Origin of the sequence: Arthrobacter globiformis (genome assembly GCF_046536215.2) — a bacterium.
Lineage (GTDB): Bacteria > Actinomycetota > Actinomycetes > Actinomycetales > Micrococcaceae > Arthrobacter > Arthrobacter globiformis_E.
In genome coordinates this window covers 2,829,543-2,850,457 of record NZ_CM143421.1, presented here as the reverse complement: position 1 = coordinate 2,850,457, position 20,915 = coordinate 2,829,543, and the positions used below count along the sequence as shown (strand labels likewise).

Here is a 20,915-nt window from a genome sequence, read left to right as displayed (position 1 = left end):
TTAAGGTAACGGGGCCGTGTCGTTCACGCCGCGTTGGTCCGCGTCATGTATGGGTTTGTGGTCCGAGTGGTGTGGTGAATCTCACTCTGCGGCGTTGAGTTTACCGGCGAGTCGTTCCCGCATCTGAATGCTGGCGGAGTTGAGGCCGATCAGTTCCACCTCGCGGCCGTGCCTGCGGTATTTCTCCGTGACGGAGTCCAGTACGGCGATGGTGGAGGCATCCCACAGGTGGGAGGCGTGCAGGTCGATCACCACGCTGTCGATGTCCGGCTCGGCGTCGCGGGCGTAGTTGAACTGCGTGTAGAGGTCGTTGGAGGAGGCGAAGAACAGTTCGCCGTCCACCGTGTAGGTGGCCACCGTCCGGCCGTTGAGCTCCACTTCCGTCCGTTCCACGGTGGCGAAGTGGGCCACCCTGCGGGCGAACATCGCCATCGCTGCCAGCACCCCGACGCCGACGCCGATGGCCAGGTTGTGCGTGACCACCACGGTGCCCACCGTGATCAGCATGACGGCGGTCTCCGATTTGGGCATCCGCTTCAGGGTTGCGGGTGCAACAGAGTGCCAGTCGAAGGTGATGGCCGAGACGAAGACCATTACCGCCACCAGAGCGGCCATGGGGATGCGGCCCACGATGTCGCCCAGGGCGACCACCAGCACCAGCAGGAAGGCGCCCGCGAGGAACGTGGAGACCCGGCTCCGGGCGCCGGAGCCCTTGACGTTGATCATGGTCTGGCCGATCACGGCGCAGCCGCCCATGCCGCCCAGGAACCCGGTGACAATGTTGGCCACGCCCTGGCCCCAGGATTCGCGGGTCTTGTTGGAGCGGGTATCGGTGATGTCGTCCACGAGCTTGGCCGTCATCAGGGATTCCAGCAGCCCCACGAGCGCCATGGACAGCGAGAACGGGGCGATGGTCTGGAAGGTTTCCCACGTCAGGGGCACATTCGGAATGAACAGCGTGGGGAGGCTCTCCGGCAGCTGGCCCTTGTCCTGGACGGTGGGGACGTCGATCCCGGCGACCACGGCGAGGACCGTCAGGAGGACGATGGCCACCAAAGGTGAGGGCACCGCCGTCGTAATCCTGCGGAAGCCGACGACGATCAGCAGGCCCGCGGCGACCAGCGGATACACGGGCCAGGGCACGCCGATTAGTTCCGGCAGCTGGGCCATGAACACCAGGATGGCCAGCGCGTTCACGAAGCCCACCATCACCGAGCGCGGGATGAAGCGCATGAGCCGGGTGACGCCCAGGACGGCGAGCAGGATCTGGAACACCCCGGCGAGGATCACCGCGGCGATCAGGTGGTCCAGGCCGTGGCTGCGCATCAGCGGTGCGATCACCAGGGCGACGGCGCCCGTCGCGGCCGAGATCATGGCGGGCCGGCCGCCCACGAAGGAGATGGTGACGGCCATGGTGAAGGAGGCGAACAGTCCGATCCGGGGATCCACTCCGGCGATTACGGAGAATGCGATGGCTTCCGGAATGAGGGCAAGGGCCACCACCAGCCCGGCAAGGGCCTCGGTCTTGAGGCGCGCCGGGGAACGGAGCGTGGCCCGGACGGACTGGAGCTGTTCGGGCTTCATGGAACTCTATTTCTTGGTCTGGCGGTAGCGCTCGATCTGCTTCAGCCGCCGCAGGAGGCTGTCGCGCCGCGGGTGGGGAACGGCGTCGGGCGCCTCGGCGGTGAGGTCGATGTGTTTGGTGCCGTACTGCCACAGCAGGAGGTCATCCAGGAGGCGGTCCGGGCCGGGGGAGTAGCGGTGGTCCAGGGCCTTGCGGACCTCGGTGATCCGGTTGGCGCTGAGCAGTCCGGCAAGCTGGACTGTCTGCTTGAGTCCGTGGGCCGCCAGGAGTTCGGCCGCCCATCCCCAGTCATCATCTACTTTACGGTCTACGTGCGGAAGCAGGGTGCGCCAGACGTCCCGGATGCGGTTGGGGGTGAGCTGCGCCGCGCCCTCGCCGTCCACGTCCCAGTAGCTGCGGACCTCCTCGTAGCGTTCATGGAGGTCGGCGAAGGCGCTCTCCACGGTCTCCAGCATGGCGGCGGTGGCGGTGAACTGGCGGTCGAAGTGCGGTGTCCAAGCACGCGGGTCCTCGGCCTTGAACCGGATGTCGTGCTCGATCTCGCTCCAGGCATGCGCGAAGACGGTGCGGATCTGGCATTCGAAGAAGTAGCTGCCATTGGGCGGGACCTCGGGGTTGAACACCTGCTGGTAGTTCTTCACGACGTCGTTCTGGATGGTGCGCAGGATCAGGTGCCTGCTGGAGTAGCCGTACGTTCCGGACTCAATGGAGCCGATGTCCTTTTCGCGGTCCCCGCGGCAGTCGAAGAGGTTCCGCTGGCGCTTGATCAGGTTGGCCACCAGGGCGTTCTCCGCAGGCAGCTTGGTGATCACGCGCACGCCCACCATGTCGTTGAGGGTCCGGAACGGGTCCGGGAACTTCAGGAGCCGCGGGCCGCCCGGCTCCAGCGGTTCCTCGGTCCGGGAGATCTTCTCGCGGAAGGAATCCACCGATTTGGTGCGGCCGGTGACGAACAGCGGCGTGACCTCGGTGTCCTTGAGCATGGTCCGCAGGATCTGCAGGACTTCCCGGGTGACCAGCTTCAGCGCAGGCCGGACGCGCTCATAGAGTTCCACGCTTTCCTGCACGGAGTCGCGCTGAGTGACGTCCAGGCGATCCCAGTTGCTTGCCATGGTTCCAAACTATCAAGGCGGTGCGACAGCGCGCCGGTGACACCCCTGCCACTGCAGCCCCTTCTGCCCCATGGAGGCGGTGCCCATGTAGGCTCGGGACATGGGTTTTGTGGATCCTAGGAGGATGCAGTGAAGCGGCAGAAGTACCACTACGGTGACCACCCCAGCCAGTGGGGTGAGCTCTTCCTGCCGGAAACACCTGCCGCACGCAACGGCCGGCCGCCCTCCCCTCGCGGTGTCGTTGTTGTGATCCACGGCGGCTACTGGCGCTCCCAGTACGGCGCCGAACTGGGCGAACCGCTGGCGAAGGACCTCGCGGCGCACGGCATTGCGGCCTGGAATCTGGAGTACCGCCGGGCGGGCAACGGCGGCGGCTGGCCGCGGACCTTCGAGGACGTCCTCGCCGGGATCGACAAACTGCGTGAGGTGGCCAGCGAGCACGACCTCGACCTGAACCGCGTGGTGGCGCTGGGCCATTCGGCAGGCGGGCACCTGGCCGTCTGGGCGGCCGGCCGGGACCGGCTCGCGGGGCTCGGTGCGGCCGACGCCGACCGGCAGGTCGACCGGAACCTCAACGGTGAAGCCGTACACCTGACAGGCGTGGTCAGCCAGTCCGGGCTGCTCAACCTCGCGCAGGCGGAGTGGCTGGACCTCAGCAACGGCGCCGTCAGCAACTTCCTGGGCGGCTCCGCGGAACGGTACCCCAAGCGGCACAAGTACGCCGACCCGATGAGCGCCGTGCCGCTCACCATCCCGGTCTACGCAGTCCACGGGCTCGACGACGACACCGTGCCGGTCAGCCAGTCCGAGGCCTACGCCACGGCCGCCCGCGCAGCCGGGGCACCGGTCCAGGTGGTCAAGGTGCCGGGCGACCACTTCTCGCTGATCGACCCCAAGACCCCGTCCTACCGGAAGTGCCGCGAGCTGGTGCAGGAGCTGCTGCAGCTCTAGGCCCTTCGGCGTTGGCCGGGGAACCCTAGGCGTCCGGCGGGGTGAAGCAGCGCTCCTCCCCGGCCCTGTCCAGGATGGCGTCGATGGCCTGCTGCCCCTTGCCGAACCACGCCTCCCGGACCTGGATCTGCTGGCAATCGATGCCGATCAGGCTTACCAGTCCGTCCGGCGCCACAGCCACACCCACGAGGTCATCCCAGGTGATGCTGGCGGTGTAGTCCGCGGAGAGCGTTACGCCCTTCTCTCCGACGAACAGCTTGCTGCCGCCGGGAACTCCGTAGAGGGCGCCGCGTACGCTGCGCCGGAACTCCCTGCCGCCCAGCCAGTCGATGGTGCGGTCTGAATCGGATCTGATGGAGTCATCGTCCGGCCGGGTCCCCTCCGGCATCCCGAAGATGGCTGTCGCTTCGAGGCTGGCCAGGGCGGCGCGGCAGGCTTCGGCGGTGACGCCGTGAGCCAGCGCCAGCTTGTCCGGCGGAGACACCGGTTCCCGTCCGAGCAGGTGTGCTTCGGCGGCGGCGACGGCCATCTCAATGGCTGACGACGAATCCTCCAGATACTCCTGAAATTCCTCCGCGTCCGCCTGGAGTTCCCCGGCTGTGGGGCCGTTGAGCCGAAGGTCCCGCAGGATGGCCATGAGGCCGAGCCGTGCGTCGTCGGCATGCTGCGGTGTCGGATCGGTTTCGAAGCACAGGATGCCCGTGTCCCCGCTGTCGAGGAAATGCATGACGTCGACGTCGTAGACCCAGCCCTGCTCCTGCCGCAGAGTGCGGTGGGCGCGGCGGCAGGCGATGCGCGACACGGTGCGGGCTGCCTCCCGCAGGGCTTCCGTCCCGGCAGGCACTTCGAATGAGAGGCCAAGACGGGGCCACCCCTGCTCGAACCACATCGGCAGCGAAGCGGCCAGGGCCGCCGGGCTGTGCGGCCGACGTGGAGATCCCGCCGGAAGGTCAAGGCGGAGTCCCTCTGGCGGCGCGCCACTCAGGGCCAGCGCCGCGTTGCCCGCCGTGAAATGGCTTCGGAGCAGCTGCAGGACTTCGTCCGGTCCCAGCGTCCCGAGCGACGGCGGTGACACGTCTGTCAGGCCCAGGGAGGACAGCCCGAAGCGGTGCCGCAGGTGCTCTGCCGTAGCTGGCGGAACCGTCGTGGAAGCCTCGGCGGCCAGAATTTTCTTTTCTATTTCGAGCCGGCCGAGATCAGGCACTGACAGGAAGGAGCAGACCGCGGCGAGAAACGTCGCCACGGTCTCAGCCTTGCCGCTGCAGGTAAACGAGGTGAAGGTCGGCCCGACCGTGGCATTGTGACTATGGCGCCGCAGGTCGGGGACGCCTGACATTGCCAGATGCTCCACCAGGTGCGTGAGGCCGGTGGTCATGAAGGTTTCGTCTCTGACTCCCGCGCGGAAAACCAGTTGCGCTGTGAGTGGCTGGGCGCCCTCGACCCAGAACACGGGAACTCCACGGAGTTCCGTTCGTTGCAATGTCATGGGGTAGATCGTAAATGCGCTGCCGGCGATTGGGGGCAGCGGCGCACCCGTGCATTGTCTCCCGCTGTATCCACACTCCGGCGGTAAGTATGCTTATCATCAACCGCGGATGCCGCAGACGCCACAACGGAGGGATATTGCCTTGTCTGACCCCACCATCGCCCGGATCTGCACGCTCACGCCGTCGCCCTCGCCATCCAGCAGCGAACTCATCCGCAAGGCGCCAAAGTGGACGCCGGTTGCTAGCGGCACCGGCATGGGGGACTCTTGTAGTTGGGGGACAGTCAGCACATTTCGATCATGGGTTTCACTAGGAGATACACATGGGTGAACCCGGTAAGAAGCGGACGGCGTGATCCGGCTCCGCAAATTGGCGCGCGCGGCGTCCGTCCTGACAACTCCCTTGGCCCCGGAGGACATCCTCGCGCTGTTTGACCCGGTGTTCTCGGCCCGGCAGCTGCGCGGCGTGGTCACCAAAGTCGTCCCCGAAACGGCGGATTCAGCCACCATCCATTTCCGGCCCGGTCGCGGCTGGAAGGCCCACAAGGCCGGCCAGTGGGCGCGCATCGGCGTGGAACTGGACGGCGTCCGGCACTGGCGCTCCTATTCGCTCAGCGCCCCGGCTGGCGAGGACCCCGCCATCACGGTCAGCGACATGGGCGCCGTGTCCGGCGTCCTGGTCCGCACCACCCGGCCCGGCGACGTCCTGTTCCTGGCCCCGCCGCAGGGTGACTTCGTCCTCCCCGAACATCCCCGGCCGCTCCTGATGCTCACCGCCGGCAGCGGCATCACCCCCGTGATGTCCATGGTCCGCACGCTCGTGCCGCACCGCCCCGACGCCGACGTGGTCCTGATCCACTCCGCCCGCAGACCGGAGGACAGTATCTTCCGCGAGGAGCTTTCCGAGCTCGCCGACCAGTTTCCCAACTTCCGCGTCACGCACTGGTACACGGGGGAGCGCGGCCGGGTGGACTTCGGCTCGGCCGCCGGGCTGGACGCACTCTGCCCCGACTGGCGTCGCCGGGCTGCCTACGCCTGCGGCCCGGAAGAGTTCCTCGACGATGCCGAAGCCCTGTGGGCCGCCGAAGCGGCCGCCCACCCCAAAGACCCCAAGTCAGCCCGCGCGGACGGGGCCACCGGCCCCTTCGCGGCGGACCCCGTCAACCTCATCATCGAACGCTTCAACACCAGCCTGCTGGGTGGTGAAGGGCACGACGGCGGTTTGGTCACCTTTGAAGCCTCCGACCGCGAGGTGGAGGCCGACGGCGACACCCCCCTTCTCGACGTCGGCGAAGACGCCGGCGTCCTCATGCCCAGCGGCTGCCGCATGGGCATCTGCCACAGCTGCCTGCTGCCCCTGCGTGCAGGGCAGGTCCGGGACCTGCGCACCGGCGAAGTCCACGGTGAACCGGGCCAACTAATCCAGACGTGCGTTTCGGCAGCTGCCGGGCCCGTTAACCTCGACATCTGAGGAGCATCACCAGCATGACTGCAATATCCGATCGCACAGCCGCGACTGCAAGGTCCACCGGTGGAGCCGCCACCGACAAACCCGTCACGAAGCCGCGGCCCGGGGCCCTCGCTGCCACCGGCCGGCCGGCGGTGCGCCCGCCCGCCGCGGCGCACCTGACGGACGAGCAGGTGGCAGAGCTCGGCCGTGAGCTGGACGCCATCAAGGACGAGGTCCTCGCCAAGCGCGGGGCCTCGGACGCCGCCTACATCCGCCGGATGATCAAGATCCAGCGCGGCCTGGAGATCACCGGACGGGCAGCGCTGCTGGGCAGCCGCAACAAGGCGGCATGGGTGGCCGGCACCAGCCTGCTCAGCCTCGCCAAGATCCTGGAAAACATGGAGATCGGCCACAACATCCTGCACGGCCAGTGGGACTGGATGCGCGATCCGGACATCCACTCCACCACGTGGGAATGGGACTTCGTGACCCCGGCGCGCTCCTGGCAGCACACCCACAACGACCTCCACCACCGCTGGACCAACGTGGTGGGCAAGGACAACGACGTCGGATACAACCTGCTGCGCATGGACGAGGACCAGCCCTGGACCCCCCGCGCCCTGGGCAACCCGCTGTACAACGCCATCCTCGCCCCGATTTTCGAATGGGGCATCGCCGTCTACGACCTCGAGCTGGTGGAGTACAAGGAGGGCAAGAAGAGCAAGGAGGCCATGACCCGCGACCTCAAGGCGCTCGGCATCAAGGCCCTCAAGCAGTTCACCAAGGACTACGCCGCCACCCCGGCCGTGGCCATGCTCACCGGCTCGGGCAAGCAGGCCCTCCTCGGCACACTCACCGCCAACGCCGTCCGCAACGTCTGGGCCCACGCCGTGATCTTCTGCGGACACTTCCCCGAGGGGACGGATACGTTCACGGAGGAAATGGTGGAGGGCGAGACCCGCGGCGACTGGTACGTCCGCCAGATGATCGGCTCGGCCAACATCTCCGGCTCCAGGTTCATGCACATCATGACCGGCAACCTGTCCCACCAGATCGAGCACCACCTGTTCCCTGACCTGCCCTCCAACCGGTACGGGGAAGTGGCGCCCAAAGTGCAGGAAATCTGCCAGCGCTACGGCCTGCCGTACACCACCGGGCCGCTGCTGAAGCAGGTGGGATCCTCCTGGGCGAAGGTCTTCAAGCTCGCGCTGCCGGGAAAGAAGGCCTAACCCACGGCGGCGAACCCGAGCGCCGGGCGGCGTTCTCTGGCAGAGTATGACCATGCTCACTGTTATCGGCGAGGGCCTCGTTGACGTGGTCCAGCGCAGCTCCGGAATCGAAGCCCATGTGGGCGGCAGCCCGCTCAATGTCGCCGTCGGGCTCGCCCGGCTGGGGCACCCGGTGCAGTTCGTCGGCCGGTACGGCCGGGACGCCTACGGTGAGTCGGTGGCCGCCCACCTGCGGGCGAGTTCCGTCATGCTCCCGCAGGCCCCGGACGGCCTGCCCACCAGCGTTGCCACCGCCCTGGTGGACGACGACGGCGCCGCCACCTACACGTTCGACCTCGCGTGGGAGCTCCCCGGGCTGGGGGAACGGCTGCCGTTCATGCTGCAGGGAACCACGCTGCTGCACACCGGCTCCATCGCCACCATGCTGGCGCCCGGCGCCGCGGAGGTGCTGGCCGCCGTCGAGCACGCCCACCCGGCGTCGACCATCAGCTTCGACCCCAACTGCCGCCCCAGCATCATCACGGACGCCGACTACGCCCGCCGGCAGGCGGAAAAGTTCGTGACCCTCTCGGACATCGTCAAGGCCTCCGACGAGGACCTCGCCTGGCTCTACCCCGGCGTGGACCCGCTGGAGTCCGCGCGCCGCTGGCTGAAGCTCGGTGGTGCCGAGGGGCCCGCCGTCGTGGTGGTGACGCGCGGCGCAGCCGGGCCGTGGGGGATCACTGCGGCAGGGGAGGCAGAGTTTGCCGCGCCCCGCGTGGAGGTGGCGGACACCGTTGGCGCAGGGGATTCGTTCATGGCCGCGCTGCTTTCCGGCGTGGTGGACCGCGGCCTGGACGGCGCCCAGAACCGGGCTGACCTGCGGGCACTCCCGGCCGAGGGGCTCACCGCCCTCCTGGCGCACGCCTCCCGCGCGGCCGCAGTGACCGTGTCCCGCGCCGGCGCCAATCCGCCTACCCGGGCGGAGCTCAACCACGTCGAAGCAGCAGCAGAGGAAACCGAAGTTCCCACCACCTGAGGAGCAGCCATGACATCGCCGGGCCCTTTTTCAAACCTGCCGGACGTTCCCTCGTTCGGGCTCACCAGCCGCTCCTTTGAGGATGGCGGGACCCTGGCGCCGCCGCAACGCAGCGGCAGGATGCACGCCGGCGGCGCCGACGAGTCCCCACAGCTGAGCTGGACCGGGGCACCGGACGGCACCCGGAGCTACGCCGTGACCGTGTTCGATCCGGACGCGCCGGGCGCCGGCGGATTCTGGCACTGGGCCGTCCTCAACCTCCCCGCGGACACCACCTCCCTCGCCGAGGGGGCCGGGGCCGAGGGCGGGCCGCAGCTCCCGCCTGCCGCCGTGCAGCTGAAGAACGACGGCGGCTTCCGCGGCTACCTGGGTGCGGCCCCGCCGCCGGGGCATGGGCGGCACCGCTACGTTGTTACTGTCTACGCGCTGGACGTTGAGGAACTGCCCGGAGGGGCAGGGGCGAAGCCGGCAAGGCTGGGATCCGAACTCGCCCGCCACCTGCTGGGCACGGCGACGCTCACCGGCGTCTACCAGCGCTAGGGCCGAGTAGGACTATTGACAGGACAAAGTCCTGCTTTTATTCTCAATTTGTGGAGCGCTCCAAGTGCGCTCGGTCACATCCACTTCTCCGGCCGGGAAGATCCTGTGGTGTGGTTCCCCTAATCATCTGGACGCGATCGAAGGAGATCACCAGTGAAGAAGTATTTTTGGCGCCGCGCAGCGGTGGCCGCGGTTGCAATCCCGATGCTGGCTTTGACGGCATGCTCCAGCCAGGGCGGAAGGGCGCCGGAAGCCAACAGCGGGGGCGGCGGGGGCCAGGCCGTGTCGACTCCGCGCCTGAAGATCGCCCTGGTCACGCACGCTCCGGCGGGCGACACCTTCTGGGACACCGTCCGGAAGGGCGCCGAGGAAGCCGCGGCCAAGGACAACGTGGAACTCCTCTACACGAACGATCCGGAGGCCGGCCGGCAGGCGCAGCTGATCCAGCAGGCCGTGGACCAGAAGGTGGACGGAATCGCCGTCACCCTGGCCACGCCCGGCGCGCTGAAGGATTCCCTCAAGAAGGCCTCTGACGCCGGCATCCCCATCGTGAGCCTGAACGCCGGCGAGGACGTCTCCAAACAGCTCGGGGCGTTTACGCACTTCGGCTCCAACGAGCAGCTCGCCGGCCAGGCCGTGGGCGAGAAACTGGCGGCCGAGAACTTCAAGCACCCCATCTGCGTGATCCAGGCGCAGGGGCATGTTGGGCTGGAGGCGCGATGCGCCGGCGTGAAGTCAAAGGTTCCCGGAACAGAGATTCTTTACGTGAACGGCGCCGACATGACGTCCGTCGAGTCAACGGCAACGGCCAAGCTGCAGGCAGCCAGGGACGCCGACGTCATCATCGGCCTGGGCGCGCCCATCACGCTGACCCTGCTGAAGTCCGTGGCCACCGCGGGCAGCTCAGCCAAGGTGGCCTCGTTTGACCTGAACAAGGAACTTGCCCAGAAGATCGCCGACGGCACCGTGCTGTTCACGGTGGACCAGCAGCCGTGGCTGCAGGGCTACGAGTCCGTGGACGCCCTGTGGCAGGTCAAACGGGGCGGCTTCAAGCTCGGCGGCGGACAGCCAGTGCTCACCGGGCCCACCATCGTGGACAAGGCCAACGCCGCGGACGTCGTGAAGTTTTCCGACCAGGGAATCCGCTAACCTGACTGCCGCTGGTTGAGCCTGCCGAAACCCACGCTCAGTCGCCCGCGACGAGGTGCCACGGGGGAGTGGTGAGGTCCGCCACCGGCACGGGGACTGACCGGGGTCCGCTGCGGGGCCCCTCGAAGCGGGTGCCGGGGGCAAACCGGGCGCTGTTGGAGGCCACCACCTTGCCGGTCTCGGTGATCAGAGCGACGTGTTCGTCCCGGCGGCCGAGGTTGAGCAGGAATGTGCGCTCGATGGACTCCATGGAGAGGTCCGCCCCGGCCACGGCCACCGTGCGTTGCTCATGCTGTACGGGCAGCGACGCGGTGACGATCTTGATGTCAGCTCCGCCGAAATCGATGTAGGGGCCAATGAGTTCGGGCTGGCCGGACGCGAGCGGCCGCTCGTACCAGGTCATTTCGGTGTAGTCGTAGTAGTTGATCGACGCGGGATTCAGGTTGTGCGGGATGAACACCAGTTTTCCGCCCACCAGGCTCCACCACTGGTGCCACGCGTCGGCGTCGGTGAACAGCCCCGGGGTGACGGACACCCCGGCGCTGTCCACCAGGCCCGCGTGCCGCGTGACGATGTCTCCGACGACGGGCCGGAGGGACTCGAGTTTGGTCCTGGACGTGCCCGGGGCCGCGAGGATGTCCGTCGTGGCGCCGGCCAGGACTGACAGGTCGGCGAAAACCCGCTCCAGGCTCTGGCCAAGGGCGCGGGCGGTCGACTGCAGGACCTCGTTGATGGGCTTCACCGCTGGTCCGCCAGGTCCGAGGTGAGGATGGCCAGGCGCTGGTTGATGATAAGGGCGCCTTCCCGTTCGAAGTGCGCGATGGCGGTGTTCTCCGCGGCGGCGGGGTCCCCCTGCTCGATGGCGTCCAGGAGCGCCCCGTGTTCCTCGACGGCGGTCGGCTGGCCGTCCAGCCACGCGTTGCCCCACGTCAGCGGGGACAGCTCGGCGTGGATCTGGATCAGCAGGGCGGTGAGGCGGCGGGACTGGGCGGCGACACCAAGGCCGATGTGAAGCCTGGCATCCGCCTGCCGAAGCATGTGCGGCTCCGAGCTTGAGGCGAAGCGCTGGGCGAGCTTCCGGAGGCGCCGCACGTCCTGCTCATCGGACCGCCTGGACGCGAGCCGCGCTGCCGAGCCGGCCGTCGCGGCGGCGAGGTCGATGAGGTCGCGCAGGTCATCGCTCTTGTGCCGGCGCAGTTGCTGGGCGATCTCCGCTTCCCTGACCGGAAGCACTCCCGCCACGTAGCTTCCGCCGCCGCGCCCGCGGCGGGTGCCAAGGAGCCCTTTGCTCCGCAGCACGGCCAGGGACTGGCGCAGGGTCAGGGGTGAGACGCCGAGGTGCTCGGCCATGACCGATTCCGGCGGGAGCCGCTCGCCCGGGTTGAGCAGCCCCATGCCGATGGCGCTCTCCAGTTGCAGGGTCACCTGCTCCGCCCGGCCGGAGATGTCCTGCCCCTGGGGCCGGACCTGGGCCGCCATTTCCAGGGCGCGGAGGGATACGGAACCGCCGTCGTCCCGCACTTCTTTCGCCATGGTCCGGCCTGCTCCTCCTCGTGCGATGTGTGACCTCAACAGTTAACAATAAGTTTTAGACTATCGATTTTCTCCCAGCCGGCTCGACCGTTCGCAGGAAAACAAGAGCGTGCCGCCCAGGTGGCTGACCCACTCTGAACGGCACGCTCTTCTGGTTGAGGCCGCTAGTTTGCCTGCAGGGCCGGCTCCTCCTTGCCGGCTGCCGCTTCGGGCTCGCCGCCGGCCTGGGCCAGCGTCATGCCCTTGGTTTCTTCGGCCATGAACAGGCAGACGAAGAATCCGATGGCGGTCAGCACCGCGGCGACGAGCATGGTGGGGCCGATGCCCCAGTAGGCAAGGCCGAACGGCAGCGCGAAGGTTCCGAGGGCCGCGCCGATGCGGCTCACGGCGGTGGTGATGCCGACGGCGCTGGCGCGGACGTGGGTGGGGAAAATTTCGCTCGGGTAGGCCCATTCGAGGATGCTGGGTCCGCCGGAGAACAGGGCGTAGGCCACGAAGCAGCCCACAATGATGGCCACGGGAGCCGACGGGAAGAGCCCCAGGATGAACAGCGGGATGGCCATCAGGGCGAAGCACCAGATGATGAGCGGCCGGCGGCCCCAGGACTCGATGAGTTTGAGCGCCGGGATGCAGCCGGCCAGGAACACCATGTCGATGATGACGGAACCGAGGTTGGAGAGATTGCCCTCGCCCATGCCGAATGCTGACAGGATCGTGGGGCCGAAGGTAAAGATGGCGAACAGCGGGCCCACCTGCAGGGCATAGAAGGAGCTGCAGAAGATGATGCGCTTGAGGTAGGGCCGGCGCAGCAGCACGCGGAGATCCACCTTCTTCTTGGTAACAGGGGCTTCATCAGCCGTTTCAAAGACCACGTGGTCGACGTTGAGCTGGTCCGAAAGGGCGGCGCGAAGTGCCAGTTTGGCGTCTGCCTTGCGTCCGTTGTGCAGCAGCCAGCGCGGGGACTCCGGTGTCCCGAGGCGCATGAGCATGACGACGGTACCCAGCACGGCTGCGGTGAGCAGGATCCAGCGCCAGGAGCCGGCACCGAAGACTTCGAAGATGGCGAATCCGACGAGGGATGCCAGGGCTGCGCCGATGAACCAGCCAACCTGCAGGACGCCGAGCATCTGCCCGCGGCGCTTCCGCGGGAGCCATTCGGCCAGGAGGGAGTTGGCGATCGGGTAGTCCGCGCCGATGGCCAGGCCGGCAATGAAGCGCAGGATGATCAACTGCAGGGAATCCTGCACGAAGAACTGCAGCACTGACACGATCACCAGCGCCCACAGGTCAATGGTGTACATCAGCTGCCGGCCGATCCGGTCGGTCAGCGGGCCCAGCAGGACTGCGCCAAAAAAGATCCCGACGAGGGCCGAGGCGCCGATCAGGCTGGTCTCCAGCTCCGTTGTGTGGAAATCGGCCGAAATGCCCACCAGGGCGATGGCAATGATGCTCAGGATGTAGCCGTCAAGGATCGGCCCTCCCATGCAGGCAGCGACGAGCTTCTTGTGGAACCGCGTGAACCGCGCTTCATCGATGGCGACGTGTATGTTCATGAATCCTTCTCACGGGCTGAACGAAGTGGGAATCAGGTGCTGGATCAATCGTCGACAGGTTGGCAACACTTGATATATCAGGAGCGTAATGTGGGTCCCATCACAGGTCAATAGAAATTTGAAGGTTACGTCGCGCTGATGTAGCTGCTGAATCCGCTGACGTGGCCGGCCATGAGGGCGGCCGCCTTGGCCTCGTCCTTGCCGAGGATCGCCTGGATGACGCCGTCGAGCTCCACGATGTGCTGCAGGATCAACGGCCGCCGCTCCAGCATCACGCCCTGGATCCGGGTCCAGAGATTGGCGTAACGGATAAGGATTTCCTCCATGTGGCTGTTGCCGGCGGCCCGGTAAATGAGCTGGTGCACGGCCAGGTCCAGGCGCATCAGGTCGCTCTGGTCCACGGTGGCCGCCTCCAGCCCCCGGATCACCCCTGAGTACTTTTCAAAGGTCTCAAGCGCGTCCGGGCGCGCCTTCCTGGCGGCCAGTCCGGCCGCCACGGGTTCCAGCGCCTGCCGCACCTCGGAAATCTCCTCAAGGTCTGCGAGATCGACCGGCGCGGCGAACGCGCCCTTCCGGGCATGCGAGACGATCAGATGGTCATTCTCGAGGCGCTTCAGGGCGGCCCGGATGGGGGTGCGCCCCATCTGCATCTCTTTGGACAGCTGGGTTTCATTGATCGACGCGTTGGGCCGGATGCCCAGCATGATGACCCTGTCGGCTATCACCCGGTAGGCCACATCCTCCAGCGACTCATCGGTGCCGCCGGTCTTCCCGGCCATGGGGATGTCCAGCATTGAGTCCCACCTTTCTCCCCGCCCGCGGAGCGTCCGGCGCGTTGGACCTGCATTCCAAAGTCACACCTACGATACCTGCGGGCCGTGTGACTCAGGCAACGGCGGAAGCCTGCCGGTTGAATGCCGGCAGGCTTCCTGTCCGTGCGGGTAGTGCGCGTCCGGCCGTCAGGGGCTGACCAGCGATGCGGCCAGGGCTGCGTCCGCTTCCTTCAAAACCTTGGCGGCGACTTCGAGGCCTTCGATGCGGCCGAGTTCGGTGTCTTCGTGTTCGATGTTGACGAGCATGTCCGGGTCGACGTCGTGGAGGGCGCGCAGGAACTCGGTCCAGTAGGCGGTGTCGTGGCCCTTGCCGAGGGCGACGAAGTCCCACGCGGCGGGCCTGGGCCATTCGTTCGCCCACTCGTCACCGCCGAGGTTGGTGCGGTTTTCCTCGGGGGAAAGCCGGCGGAAGCGGTTGTCCAGGACGCCGTAGATGGCGGCGGTGTCCTTGTTGACGCGCACGTCCTTGGCGGCGGCGTGGAACACCAGGGGCCCGAGTTGGCGGACGACGGCGATCGGGTCCATCTGCTGCCAGAACAGGTGGGAGGCGTCCAGCTCGACGCCGACGTGGGTGGCTCCGGTGAGTTCGACGAGCTTGTGGACGTCGGCGGGGTTGAAGACGAGGTTTTGCGGGTGCAGTTCCAGGGCGACCTTGACGCCGTGGTCGGCGGCGAGCCGGTCCGTTTCCTTCCAGAACTTGGCGGCGACCCCCCACTGGTAGTCCAGGACGTCCAGGGCCGCGGAGTTCCACGCGTTGACGATCCAGTTGGGCACGGTGGCGCCGGGTTCCCCGCCGGGCAGGCCGGACATGGTCACGACGCGGTCCTGGCCGAGGCGGTGGGCCAGGCGGATGGAGCGGCGGATGTCCTCGGCATGCTTGTCGTCGATGGCGCGGTTGGGGTGCAGCGGGTTGCCGTTGCAGTTCAGCCCGGCGATGGAGACGCCGGTGCCTTCGAAGATGGCGAGGTAGTCATCGCGGGCGGCGTCGCTTTCGAGGATGTCATCGAAGGTGGGGACATGGACCGCGGGCAGGAACCCGCCGGAGTTGATTTCGATGCCGGTCAGGCCGAGATCGGCGACGACCTTCAGGGCCTCGGGCAGTGGGCGGTCGTGCAGGATCGCGTTGTAGACGCCGAGCTTCATAGCGTGATCTTCTTTCCGTTGTTCAGGGCCGATTCGGTGACCGCGGCGAGCAGTTCCATGTTGCGGACGCCTTCGTCGAAGGTGGCGCAGCGCGGCAGGGATTCGGCTTCGCTGAGGCCGGCGACCTCGTCGAGGAACGCGCGGGACTGGTAGGCGAAGGCGTCGTTCTGGCCGAAGCCGACCTCGGGGGCGTCCATGGCCAGGCCGCCGGCGATGTAGGGGTGGCCCGGGCCGAGGATGACCTGGCGGTAGCCGCTTTCGTGGTCGGAGCCGTCGTTGAGGAACAGCTGGACCTCGCCGGGGCGGCGCTGGTCGAATTTCGCGGAGCCGTTCTCGCAGAAGACCTCGAAGTTGAGGCTGTTGGCGTGCCCGGCGGCGACGCGGGAGACTTCGAAGCTGCCGGCGCCGTTTTCGAATTCGGCGTTGAAGGCTGCGTAGTCGTCGTTTTCCACGGCTTCGTAGGTGTCGCTGACGGCGGCGTGGTCGTGGCCCATGACGGCGCCCAGCGGCAGGGGCCGCTTGTCGATGGCGGTGGTGAGGCGGCCGCCGCTGATGGACTTGATGTCGCCGCAGAGGAACTCGGACACGTACGCCAGATGGGATCCGACGTCGGCCAGGGCGCCGGAGCCGGGGCCGCCCTTGTAGCGCCAGCTCATCGGGGCGTCCGGGCTGAAGCCGTAGTCGGTCCAGTAGCGGCCGCTGAAGTGCAGCACCTTGCCCAGGGTTCCGTTGCGGATGAGGTCGCGGATGTAGGCGATGCCCGGGGTGCGGCGGAAGGTGAAGCCGATGCGGGCGATCGAGGAGGCGCTGCGGGCGGCGTCGGCCATGGCCCGGGCGTCCTCCAGGGTGTCGCTCAGCGGCTTCTCGCACAGCACGTGCTTGCCGGCGGCGAGCAGGCCCTCCACCACTTCGCGGTGCAGCGAGTTGGCGATGACAACACTGACGACGTCGATGTCATCGGCCTCGGCAATGGCCTGCCATGAGGTGTCGTTGCGCTCGTAGCCGAAGCGCCGGGCGGCCAGGGAGCCGAACTCCGGGTTCACGTCGCCGATGGAGACCAGCCGGATCGGCGGCAGGACGGGGCTGTACAGGGCGGAAGCGGTGCGGAAGGCGGCGGCGTGAGCCTTGCCGGCCATGCCCGCCCCGATAACGGCGACGCCGAGATCTTTGGGCATTGGTTTTCTCCTTTGAAACGGGCTTTGCGGGCTCAGCCGCTGTGACGTGTGACGCATAATGGAGCGCTCCACAAACACGATAGGGGCCGAAGTTTGTCCTGTCAATATGCTCAGGTATCCAAAAAGAGGCGACCGATGGGTGACAATGGCAGGGTGACCCAGGAGACGGGCAAGCGCCCGAACATTTACGACGTTGCCTCCGCGGCCGGGGTATCAAAATCCCTGGTCTCGCTGGTCCTGCGAGGGGCGCCGGGCGTCTCCGCCGCCCGCCGTGCCGCCGTCGAGGAAGCCATTCAGCGGCTGAACTACCGCCCGAGCCGGGCGGCAGCGACCCTCGCCGGAAACCGGTCCCGGACCATCGGCGTCGTCCTGGATGACTACCGGAACCTCTGGTTCGTCGGCCTGCTGGGCGGGCTGCACGATGAACTCGCGCCCCTCGGCTTCCGGGTGGCCGTCGCCGACCCGTCGTTCAACGCCCACCTGGACCGGACGCCGGTGGACGGCCTCATCTCGCTGCGGGTGGACGGCATTGTGATTGCGACCGAGCCCACGGAGGAGATGTTCGCCGCCGTCGACGTTCCTGCGGTGGTGGCCGGCAACCGCGACGTCGTTGTCCCGGGGGCGGACATCGTGGCCAATGACGACGAAGCCGGCGGACGCCTGGCCACGCAGCACCTGATCGGGCTGGGGCACAGGGAAATCGGCCATGTGACCGGCGGGGGCGGCGCCGCGCGCCTCAGGGCGCAGGGGTTTGCGGCTGCGATGCGCGAACACGGGCTGCGGCCGCACACGGTGCAGGGCCACGGGCTGACGATGGAGCCGGACGGCTACGAGGGGGCGCTGACGCTGCTTGACCGGAACCCCGGGCTTACGGCGATTTTTGCGGCCAACGACGTGATGGCGATGGGCGTGGCGGCCGCGGCAAGGGACCGGGGCCGGCGCATCCCGGAGGATCTTTCCCTGATCGGCTACGACAACTCGCCGTTGGCCTCGGCGAACCTGCTGCGCCTGACCACCATCGACGGCCGCAACGGCGAGGTGGGTGCCGGGGCCGCAAAGGCCCTGCTGGACCGAATGAAGGAACCGGAGCTGCCGGTGCAGACGAAGCTCGTGGACCCGGAGCTGGTGGTCAGGGCTTCGACCGCGGCCCCCGCCTGAGCGGCGGACCCTCGCCCGCACAGGCGAGGGGCCGCCGTCGTTCTTTAGGCCGGAGCCCTTAGGTCAGAGCGCGCCCTGCGCGCTGGTGCCGGCGGGGATCGCGGCCAGCCGCGTCACCTCCACCGGTTCCGCCAGGAGTCCCTCGAGGGAGGCGTTCAGGCGCCTGACCGGCTCGCCGGCGCCGTGGGCATCGAGGAGTTCGGCGCTTTCCCACTTTTCGATCATGACGATCTGGCCGTTCGGGGCTTCGTGGATGGCGTACAGGATGCAGCCGGGCTCGTCGTGCACCTCCGCGATGGCGGGGGAGAGGGCGGCCACGACGTCGTCGAAGGCGCCTTCCTTGGGCGTGAACATGGCGGTGACAACTACGGTCATGGGTTTTCCTTTTCCTTATCTGGTTGCGGACTTGCTGGTGACGAGGCGGGCCGGTGCGGCGCAGCTGCTGCGCGGCACGAAATCCGCCTTGACTTCGATGGTTCTGGCGCCGGCGGGCAGCCGGCCCTGCATCCGTCCGAGGACGAGCTCGAGGGAGTGCACCGCGAGCATGCCGATGGGCTGCCGGATGACGCTGAGGGGAGGGCTCGTCAGTTCCGTCCACGGGTTGTCGTCAAAGACGATCACCGACAGGTCGTCGGGGATCCGGGCGCCCATCTGGACGAGGCGCCGGACCGAGCTTTGCACCTGGGCGGTGTTGGCGACGATCAGCCCGGTGGGGGCGTCCGGGGACGCAAGGAGGGAGCCGACGGCGTCGCCCCCTCCATCTCCGCGGAAGGGAACGTCGCGGACCAGCATGGGATCGAGGCTTATCGACGCGTTTTCGAGGGCGGTCCGGTAGCCGCTGATCCTCGAACGGCCCGTGGAGGTGCTGGCCGGTCCGGTGATTAGCCCGATCCGCTCGTGGCCGAGGGCGAGGAGGTGGTCGGTGGCGCGCCGGGCCGAGTCCGAGTTTTCGATGCTGACGACGTCCACGTCGCCAAGCTCGGCAATGGCGCGGTCAACGAAAACCACGTTGACCCCGAGGTCACGCAGGCGGTCCCATTTCTCTACGTTTCCGCCCGTTGGCGTGGCAATGACGCCGCCCACGGAACGGTCCAGGAGCGTATCGAGCGATTCAGCCTCAAGGTGCGGGTCCTCCTGGGTGGTCATGACCACCACCTGCACGCCGTGGCTGCGCGCCTCCCACACCACCCGGTCCGCCAGTTGGGCGAAGAACGGGTTGGCAAGGTCCGTGACCACCAGGCCGACGGTGAGGGCGTGGCCGGCGCTGAGTTCGCGCGCAGCCGCCCGGGGGCGGTAGCCGAGTTCGCTGATGACATTCAGGACCTGTTCGCGCTTGGCCGGCGCGACCGGGCCGGAGTCGGGGTTCAGCACCCGCGACACCACGGACACGGAGACTCCCGCTGCTGCCGCCACATCGCGGATAGTGGGCGCCTTCTTCAATGCTCCTCCTTGCGGCCGGCGGGGTTCACCGACATCTGTTGACACAGCTTAACACTGACTGGTACAAAAGTGGAACCGGTTCCACTCGGTAACCCAGATCACAGCAGCTACGACGAAGAGGTGCTCCACCGCCCGGTGTGAGGTCGTCTCCCTTCGGTCAGACATCAATCAGAGAGATCCCCATGAACCTTCACAAGCTTCTTAGCGACCGCGAGAACCAGGGCCGTCCCATCCGCGTGGGCCTCATCGGGGCCGGCCGGTACGGGACCATGTACCTCGCCCAGGCGAACAACATCCCGGGCATCCATGTTGTGGCGATCGCTGACATCAATGTGAAGCGGGCTGAAGGCGCCTTCGAGCTGGTGGGATGGCCCCGGAACCAGATCGCCCCGGACATCGCCACCGCACTGGAGAACCGCTCCACCACCATCGTGGCAAACGCCGACGAACTGTTCGACGTCGACATCGACGTCATCGTTGAAGCCACCGGCAACCCGATCGTCGGCGTGAAGCACGCGCTGCGTGCCATCGAAACGAAGAAGCACATCATCATGGTCACGGTCGAGGCCGACGCGCTCGCCGGTCCGGCCCTCGCCAAGCGCGCGGAGGAGGCCGGCGTCGTGTATTCCATGGCCTACGGCGACCAGCCCGCCCTCATCATGGAACTGGTGGACTGGGCGCGGACCAGCGGCTTCGACGTGGTCTGCGCCGGCAAGGGCGCCAAGTACCTGGAGCACTACCACGAAATGAACCCGGACAACGTCTGGGAAAACTGGGAGTTCTCCAAGGAGCTGACCGACTCCGGCCAGCTGAACCCGTACATGCACACCTCCTTCCGTGACGGCACCAAGGCCTCCATCGAGATGGCCGCCGTCGCCAACGGTGCCGGCCTCACGCCGTCGGACTCCGGACTGACCTTCACCCCCGGTGACGTGGAAGAGATCGCCACCATCTGCCGGCCGGCCGACGTCGGCGGTGCCCTGGCACACGAGGGAAGCGTGGACGTCATGTCCAGCGTCAACCGCGACGGCAGCTGGATCAGCCACAACACCCAGGAAGGCGTCTTCGTCGTTGTCAAGGCCACGAACGGCTACGTCTCCGGCTGCTTCAACGAATACCCGTGGCACCCGGACCCCACCGGCCAGTACGCGGCCCTGTACCGGCCGTACCACTACGTGGGCCTGGAGCTGAACATGTCAATCGCCAACGCGGCCCTCCGCGGCATTGCCACCGGCTCGCCCGTCGGCTTCTTTGGTGACGTTGTTGCCACCGCCAAGAAGGACCTGAAGGCCGGCGAATTCCTCGACGGCGAGGGCGGCTACACCGTCTGGGGCAAGCTCGTCTCGGCCAGGCACTCCGTGGAAATCGGCGCCCTGCCGGTAGCGCTGGCGCACCACGTCGAACTGCGTGCCGACGTCGCCAAGGGCGCCACCGTCCGCTGGGAAGACGTCATCATGGACGACTCGCTCTCCCAGGCCCTCGAGCTGCGCCGCGAAACCGAGGCGCTGGTCACCGAAGCCGCGCTGACCTCCTGATTCACCAAGCAACCCACAAGACTCC

At 67.4% G+C, this 20,915-nt stretch carries 20 protein-coding genes; 8 read left to right on the top strand and 12 right to left on the bottom strand.

All coding sequences use genetic code 11. From position 1 onward, the window contains the following. Positions 1–81: 81 nt before the first annotated feature. Entirely contained in the window at positions 82–1,584 is a 1,503-nt protein-coding gene (locus tag R5O87_RS12775) for a SulP family inorganic anion transporter (RefSeq protein ID WP_410554282.1), read from the bottom strand. Positions 1,585–1,590: 6 nt separating this feature from the next. Beyond that, positions 1,591–2,697, bottom strand: a complete 1,107-nt coding sequence (locus tag R5O87_RS12770; protein ID WP_410554281.1) for a GTP pyrophosphokinase — start codon at positions 2,695–2,697, stop codon at positions 1,591–1,593. 129 nt (positions 2,698–2,826) lie between these two features. Between R5O87_RS12770 and R5O87_RS12765 the strand changes: the two genes are divergently transcribed. Further along, positions 2,827–3,648 carry an alpha/beta hydrolase gene (locus R5O87_RS12765; RefSeq protein ID WP_410554280.1) on the top strand — a complete coding sequence of 274 codons (822 nt, stop codon included), beginning with the start codon at positions 2,827–2,829 and terminating at the stop codon, positions 3,646–3,648. Between the two features lie 25 nt (positions 3,649–3,673). Here the strand turns inward: R5O87_RS12765 and R5O87_RS12760 are convergent, their stop codons facing one another. Both R5O87_RS12760 and R5O87_RS12755 read right to left on the bottom strand, forming a co-directional pair. Further along, positions 3,674–5,023, bottom strand: coding sequence for an insulinase family protein (locus R5O87_RS12760; protein WP_410554279.1), 1,350 nt, complete (start codon positions 5,021–5,023; stop codon positions 3,674–3,676). A gap of 210 nt (positions 5,024–5,233) precedes the next feature. Further along, positions 5,234–5,392 (bottom strand): hypothetical protein, encoded by a 159-nt coding sequence (locus R5O87_RS12755; protein WP_410554278.1) that lies wholly within the window; start codon positions 5,390–5,392, stop codon positions 5,234–5,236. A gap of 94 nt (positions 5,393–5,486) precedes the next feature. On the opposite strand from R5O87_RS12755, the gene R5O87_RS12750 reads away from it, so the two are divergent. The 5 genes from R5O87_RS12750 (at position 5,487) to R5O87_RS12730 (ending at position 10,520) form a co-directional block, all read left to right on the top strand. Beyond that, positions 5,487–6,605 (top strand): ferredoxin reductase, encoded by a 1,119-nt coding sequence (locus R5O87_RS12750; protein WP_410554277.1) that lies wholly within the window; start codon positions 5,487–5,489, stop codon positions 6,603–6,605. Between the two features lie 14 nt (positions 6,606–6,619). After that, positions 6,620–7,813 carry a fatty acid desaturase family protein gene (locus R5O87_RS12745; RefSeq protein ID WP_410554276.1) on the top strand — a complete coding sequence of 398 codons (1,194 nt, stop codon included), beginning with the start codon at positions 6,620–6,622 and terminating at the stop codon, positions 7,811–7,813. Positions 7,814–7,865: 52 nt separating this feature from the next. Then, the gene (locus R5O87_RS12740; RefSeq protein ID WP_410554275.1) at positions 7,866–8,831 is read left to right on the top strand and encodes a carbohydrate kinase family protein; all 966 of its coding nucleotides are present in this window, start codon (positions 7,866–7,868) and stop codon (positions 8,829–8,831) included. Positions 8,832–8,840: 9 nt separating this feature from the next. After that, on the top strand, positions 8,841–9,371 hold the full coding sequence (locus tag R5O87_RS12735) for a YbhB/YbcL family Raf kinase inhibitor-like protein (RefSeq protein ID WP_410554274.1): 531 nt from the start codon (positions 8,841–8,843) through the stop codon (positions 9,369–9,371). Between the two features lie 153 nt (positions 9,372–9,524). Beyond that, complete coding sequence (locus R5O87_RS12730; protein ID WP_410554273.1) at positions 9,525–10,520, top strand: substrate-binding domain-containing protein; 996 nt, start codon at positions 9,525–9,527, stop codon at positions 10,518–10,520. Positions 10,521–10,557: 37 nt separating this feature from the next. Here the strand turns inward: R5O87_RS12730 and R5O87_RS12725 are convergent, their stop codons facing one another. The 6 genes from R5O87_RS12725 to R5O87_RS12700 form a co-directional block, all read right to left on the bottom strand. After that, the gene (locus tag R5O87_RS12725) at positions 10,558–11,262 is read right to left on the bottom strand and encodes a cache domain-containing protein (protein ID WP_410554272.1); all 705 of its coding nucleotides are present in this window, start codon (positions 11,260–11,262) and stop codon (positions 10,558–10,560) included. After that, a complete protein-coding gene (locus R5O87_RS12720) occupies positions 11,259–12,053 on the bottom strand; it encodes a FadR/GntR family transcriptional regulator (RefSeq protein WP_410554271.1) in 795 nt (264 codons plus the stop codon). Before R5O87_RS12720 ends, R5O87_RS12725 begins: the two co-directional genes overlap by 4 nt. 164 nt (positions 12,054–12,217) lie before the next feature. Further along, positions 12,218–13,606 carry an MFS transporter gene (locus R5O87_RS12715; RefSeq protein WP_410554270.1) on the bottom strand — a complete coding sequence of 463 codons (1,389 nt, stop codon included), beginning with the start codon at positions 13,604–13,606 and terminating at the stop codon, positions 12,218–12,220. 125 nt (positions 13,607–13,731) lie between these two features. Then, positions 13,732–14,400: a GntR family transcriptional regulator gene (locus tag R5O87_RS12710; RefSeq protein WP_410554269.1), complete on the bottom strand. Its 669-nt coding sequence runs from the start codon at positions 14,398–14,400 to the stop codon at positions 13,732–13,734. A 165-nt stretch (positions 14,401–14,565) separates the two neighbouring features. Further along, positions 14,566–15,582: a sugar phosphate isomerase/epimerase family protein gene (locus R5O87_RS12705; RefSeq protein WP_410554268.1), complete on the bottom strand. Its 1,017-nt coding sequence runs from the start codon at positions 15,580–15,582 to the stop codon at positions 14,566–14,568. Continuing rightward, the gene (locus tag R5O87_RS12700; protein WP_410554267.1) at positions 15,579–16,757 is read right to left on the bottom strand and encodes a Gfo/Idh/MocA family protein; all 1,179 of its coding nucleotides are present in this window, start codon (positions 16,755–16,757) and stop codon (positions 15,579–15,581) included. Before R5O87_RS12700 ends, R5O87_RS12705 begins: the two co-directional genes overlap by 4 nt. A 135-nt stretch (positions 16,758–16,892) precedes the next feature. Here R5O87_RS12700 and R5O87_RS12695 point away from each other — a divergent pair, with 135 nt between their 5' ends. Continuing rightward, entirely contained in the window at positions 16,893–17,915 is a 1,023-nt protein-coding gene (locus R5O87_RS12695; RefSeq protein ID WP_410554266.1) for a LacI family DNA-binding transcriptional regulator, read from the top strand. 63 nt (positions 17,916–17,978) lie between these two features. On the opposite strand, the gene R5O87_RS12690 is transcribed toward R5O87_RS12695, so the two are convergent. Further along, entirely contained in the window at positions 17,979–18,290 is a 312-nt protein-coding gene (locus R5O87_RS12690) for a putative quinol monooxygenase (protein WP_410554265.1), read from the bottom strand. A 15-nt stretch (positions 18,291–18,305) separates the two neighbouring features. After that, complete coding sequence (locus R5O87_RS12685) at positions 18,306–19,355, bottom strand: LacI family DNA-binding transcriptional regulator (protein ID WP_410554264.1); 1,050 nt, start codon at positions 19,353–19,355, stop codon at positions 18,306–18,308. Positions 19,356–19,537: 182 nt separating this feature from the next. On the opposite strand from R5O87_RS12685, the gene R5O87_RS12680 reads away from it, so the two are divergent. Then, a complete protein-coding gene (locus R5O87_RS12680; RefSeq protein ID WP_410554263.1) occupies positions 19,538–20,890 on the top strand; it encodes an NAD(P)H-dependent oxidoreductase in 1,353 nt (450 codons plus the stop codon). The last annotated feature ends 25 nt before the right edge of the window (positions 20,891–20,915 follow it).

Bases quoted from the DNA above. Each gene is read 5' to 3' on its own strand.
- R5O87_RS12715 (WP_410554270.1), bottom strand. From the start codon at position 13,606: ATGAACATACACGTCGCCATCGATGAAGCGCGGTTCACGCGGTTCCAC.
- R5O87_RS12770 (WP_410554281.1), bottom strand. From the start codon at position 2,697: ATGGCAAGCAACTGGGATCGCCTGGACGTCACTCAGCGCGACTCCGTG.
- R5O87_RS12740 (WP_410554275.1), top strand. From the start codon at position 7,866: ATGCTCACTGTTATCGGCGAGGGCCTCGTTGACGTGGTCCAGCGCAGC.
- R5O87_RS12720 (WP_410554271.1), bottom strand. From the start codon at position 12,053: ATGGCGAAAGAAGTGCGGGACGACGGCGGTTCCGTATCCCTCCGCGCC.
- R5O87_RS12710 (WP_410554269.1), bottom strand. From the start codon at position 14,400: ATGCTGGACATCCCCATGGCCGGGAAGACCGGCGGCACCGATGAGTCG.
- R5O87_RS12755 (WP_410554278.1), bottom strand. From the start codon at position 5,392: ATGCCGGTGCCGCTAGCAACCGGCGTCCACTTTGGCGCCTTGCGGATG.
- R5O87_RS12760 (WP_410554279.1), bottom strand. From the start codon at position 5,023: ATGACCACCGGCCTCACGCACCTGGTGGAGCATCTGGCAATGTCAGGC.
- R5O87_RS12690 (WP_410554265.1), bottom strand. From the start codon at position 18,290: ATGACCGTAGTTGTCACCGCCATGTTCACGCCCAAGGAAGGCGCCTTC.
- R5O87_RS12735 (WP_410554274.1), top strand. From the start codon at position 8,841: ATGACATCGCCGGGCCCTTTTTCAAACCTGCCGGACGTTCCCTCGTTC.
- R5O87_RS12705 (WP_410554268.1), bottom strand. From the start codon at position 15,582: ATGAAGCTCGGCGTCTACAACGCGATCCTGCACGACCGCCCACTGCCC.
- R5O87_RS12695 (WP_410554266.1), top strand. From the start codon at position 16,893: ATGGGTGACAATGGCAGGGTGACCCAGGAGACGGGCAAGCGCCCGAAC.
- R5O87_RS12775 (WP_410554282.1), bottom strand. From the start codon at position 1,584: ATGAAGCCCGAACAGCTCCAGTCCGTCCGGGCCACGCTCCGTTCCCCG.
- R5O87_RS12700 (WP_410554267.1), bottom strand. From the start codon at position 16,757: ATGCCCAAAGATCTCGGCGTCGCCGTTATCGGGGCGGGCATGGCCGGC.
- R5O87_RS12745 (WP_410554276.1), top strand. From the start codon at position 6,620: ATGACTGCAATATCCGATCGCACAGCCGCGACTGCAAGGTCCACCGGT.
- R5O87_RS12680 (WP_410554263.1), top strand. From the start codon at position 19,538: ATGAACCTTCACAAGCTTCTTAGCGACCGCGAGAACCAGGGCCGTCCC.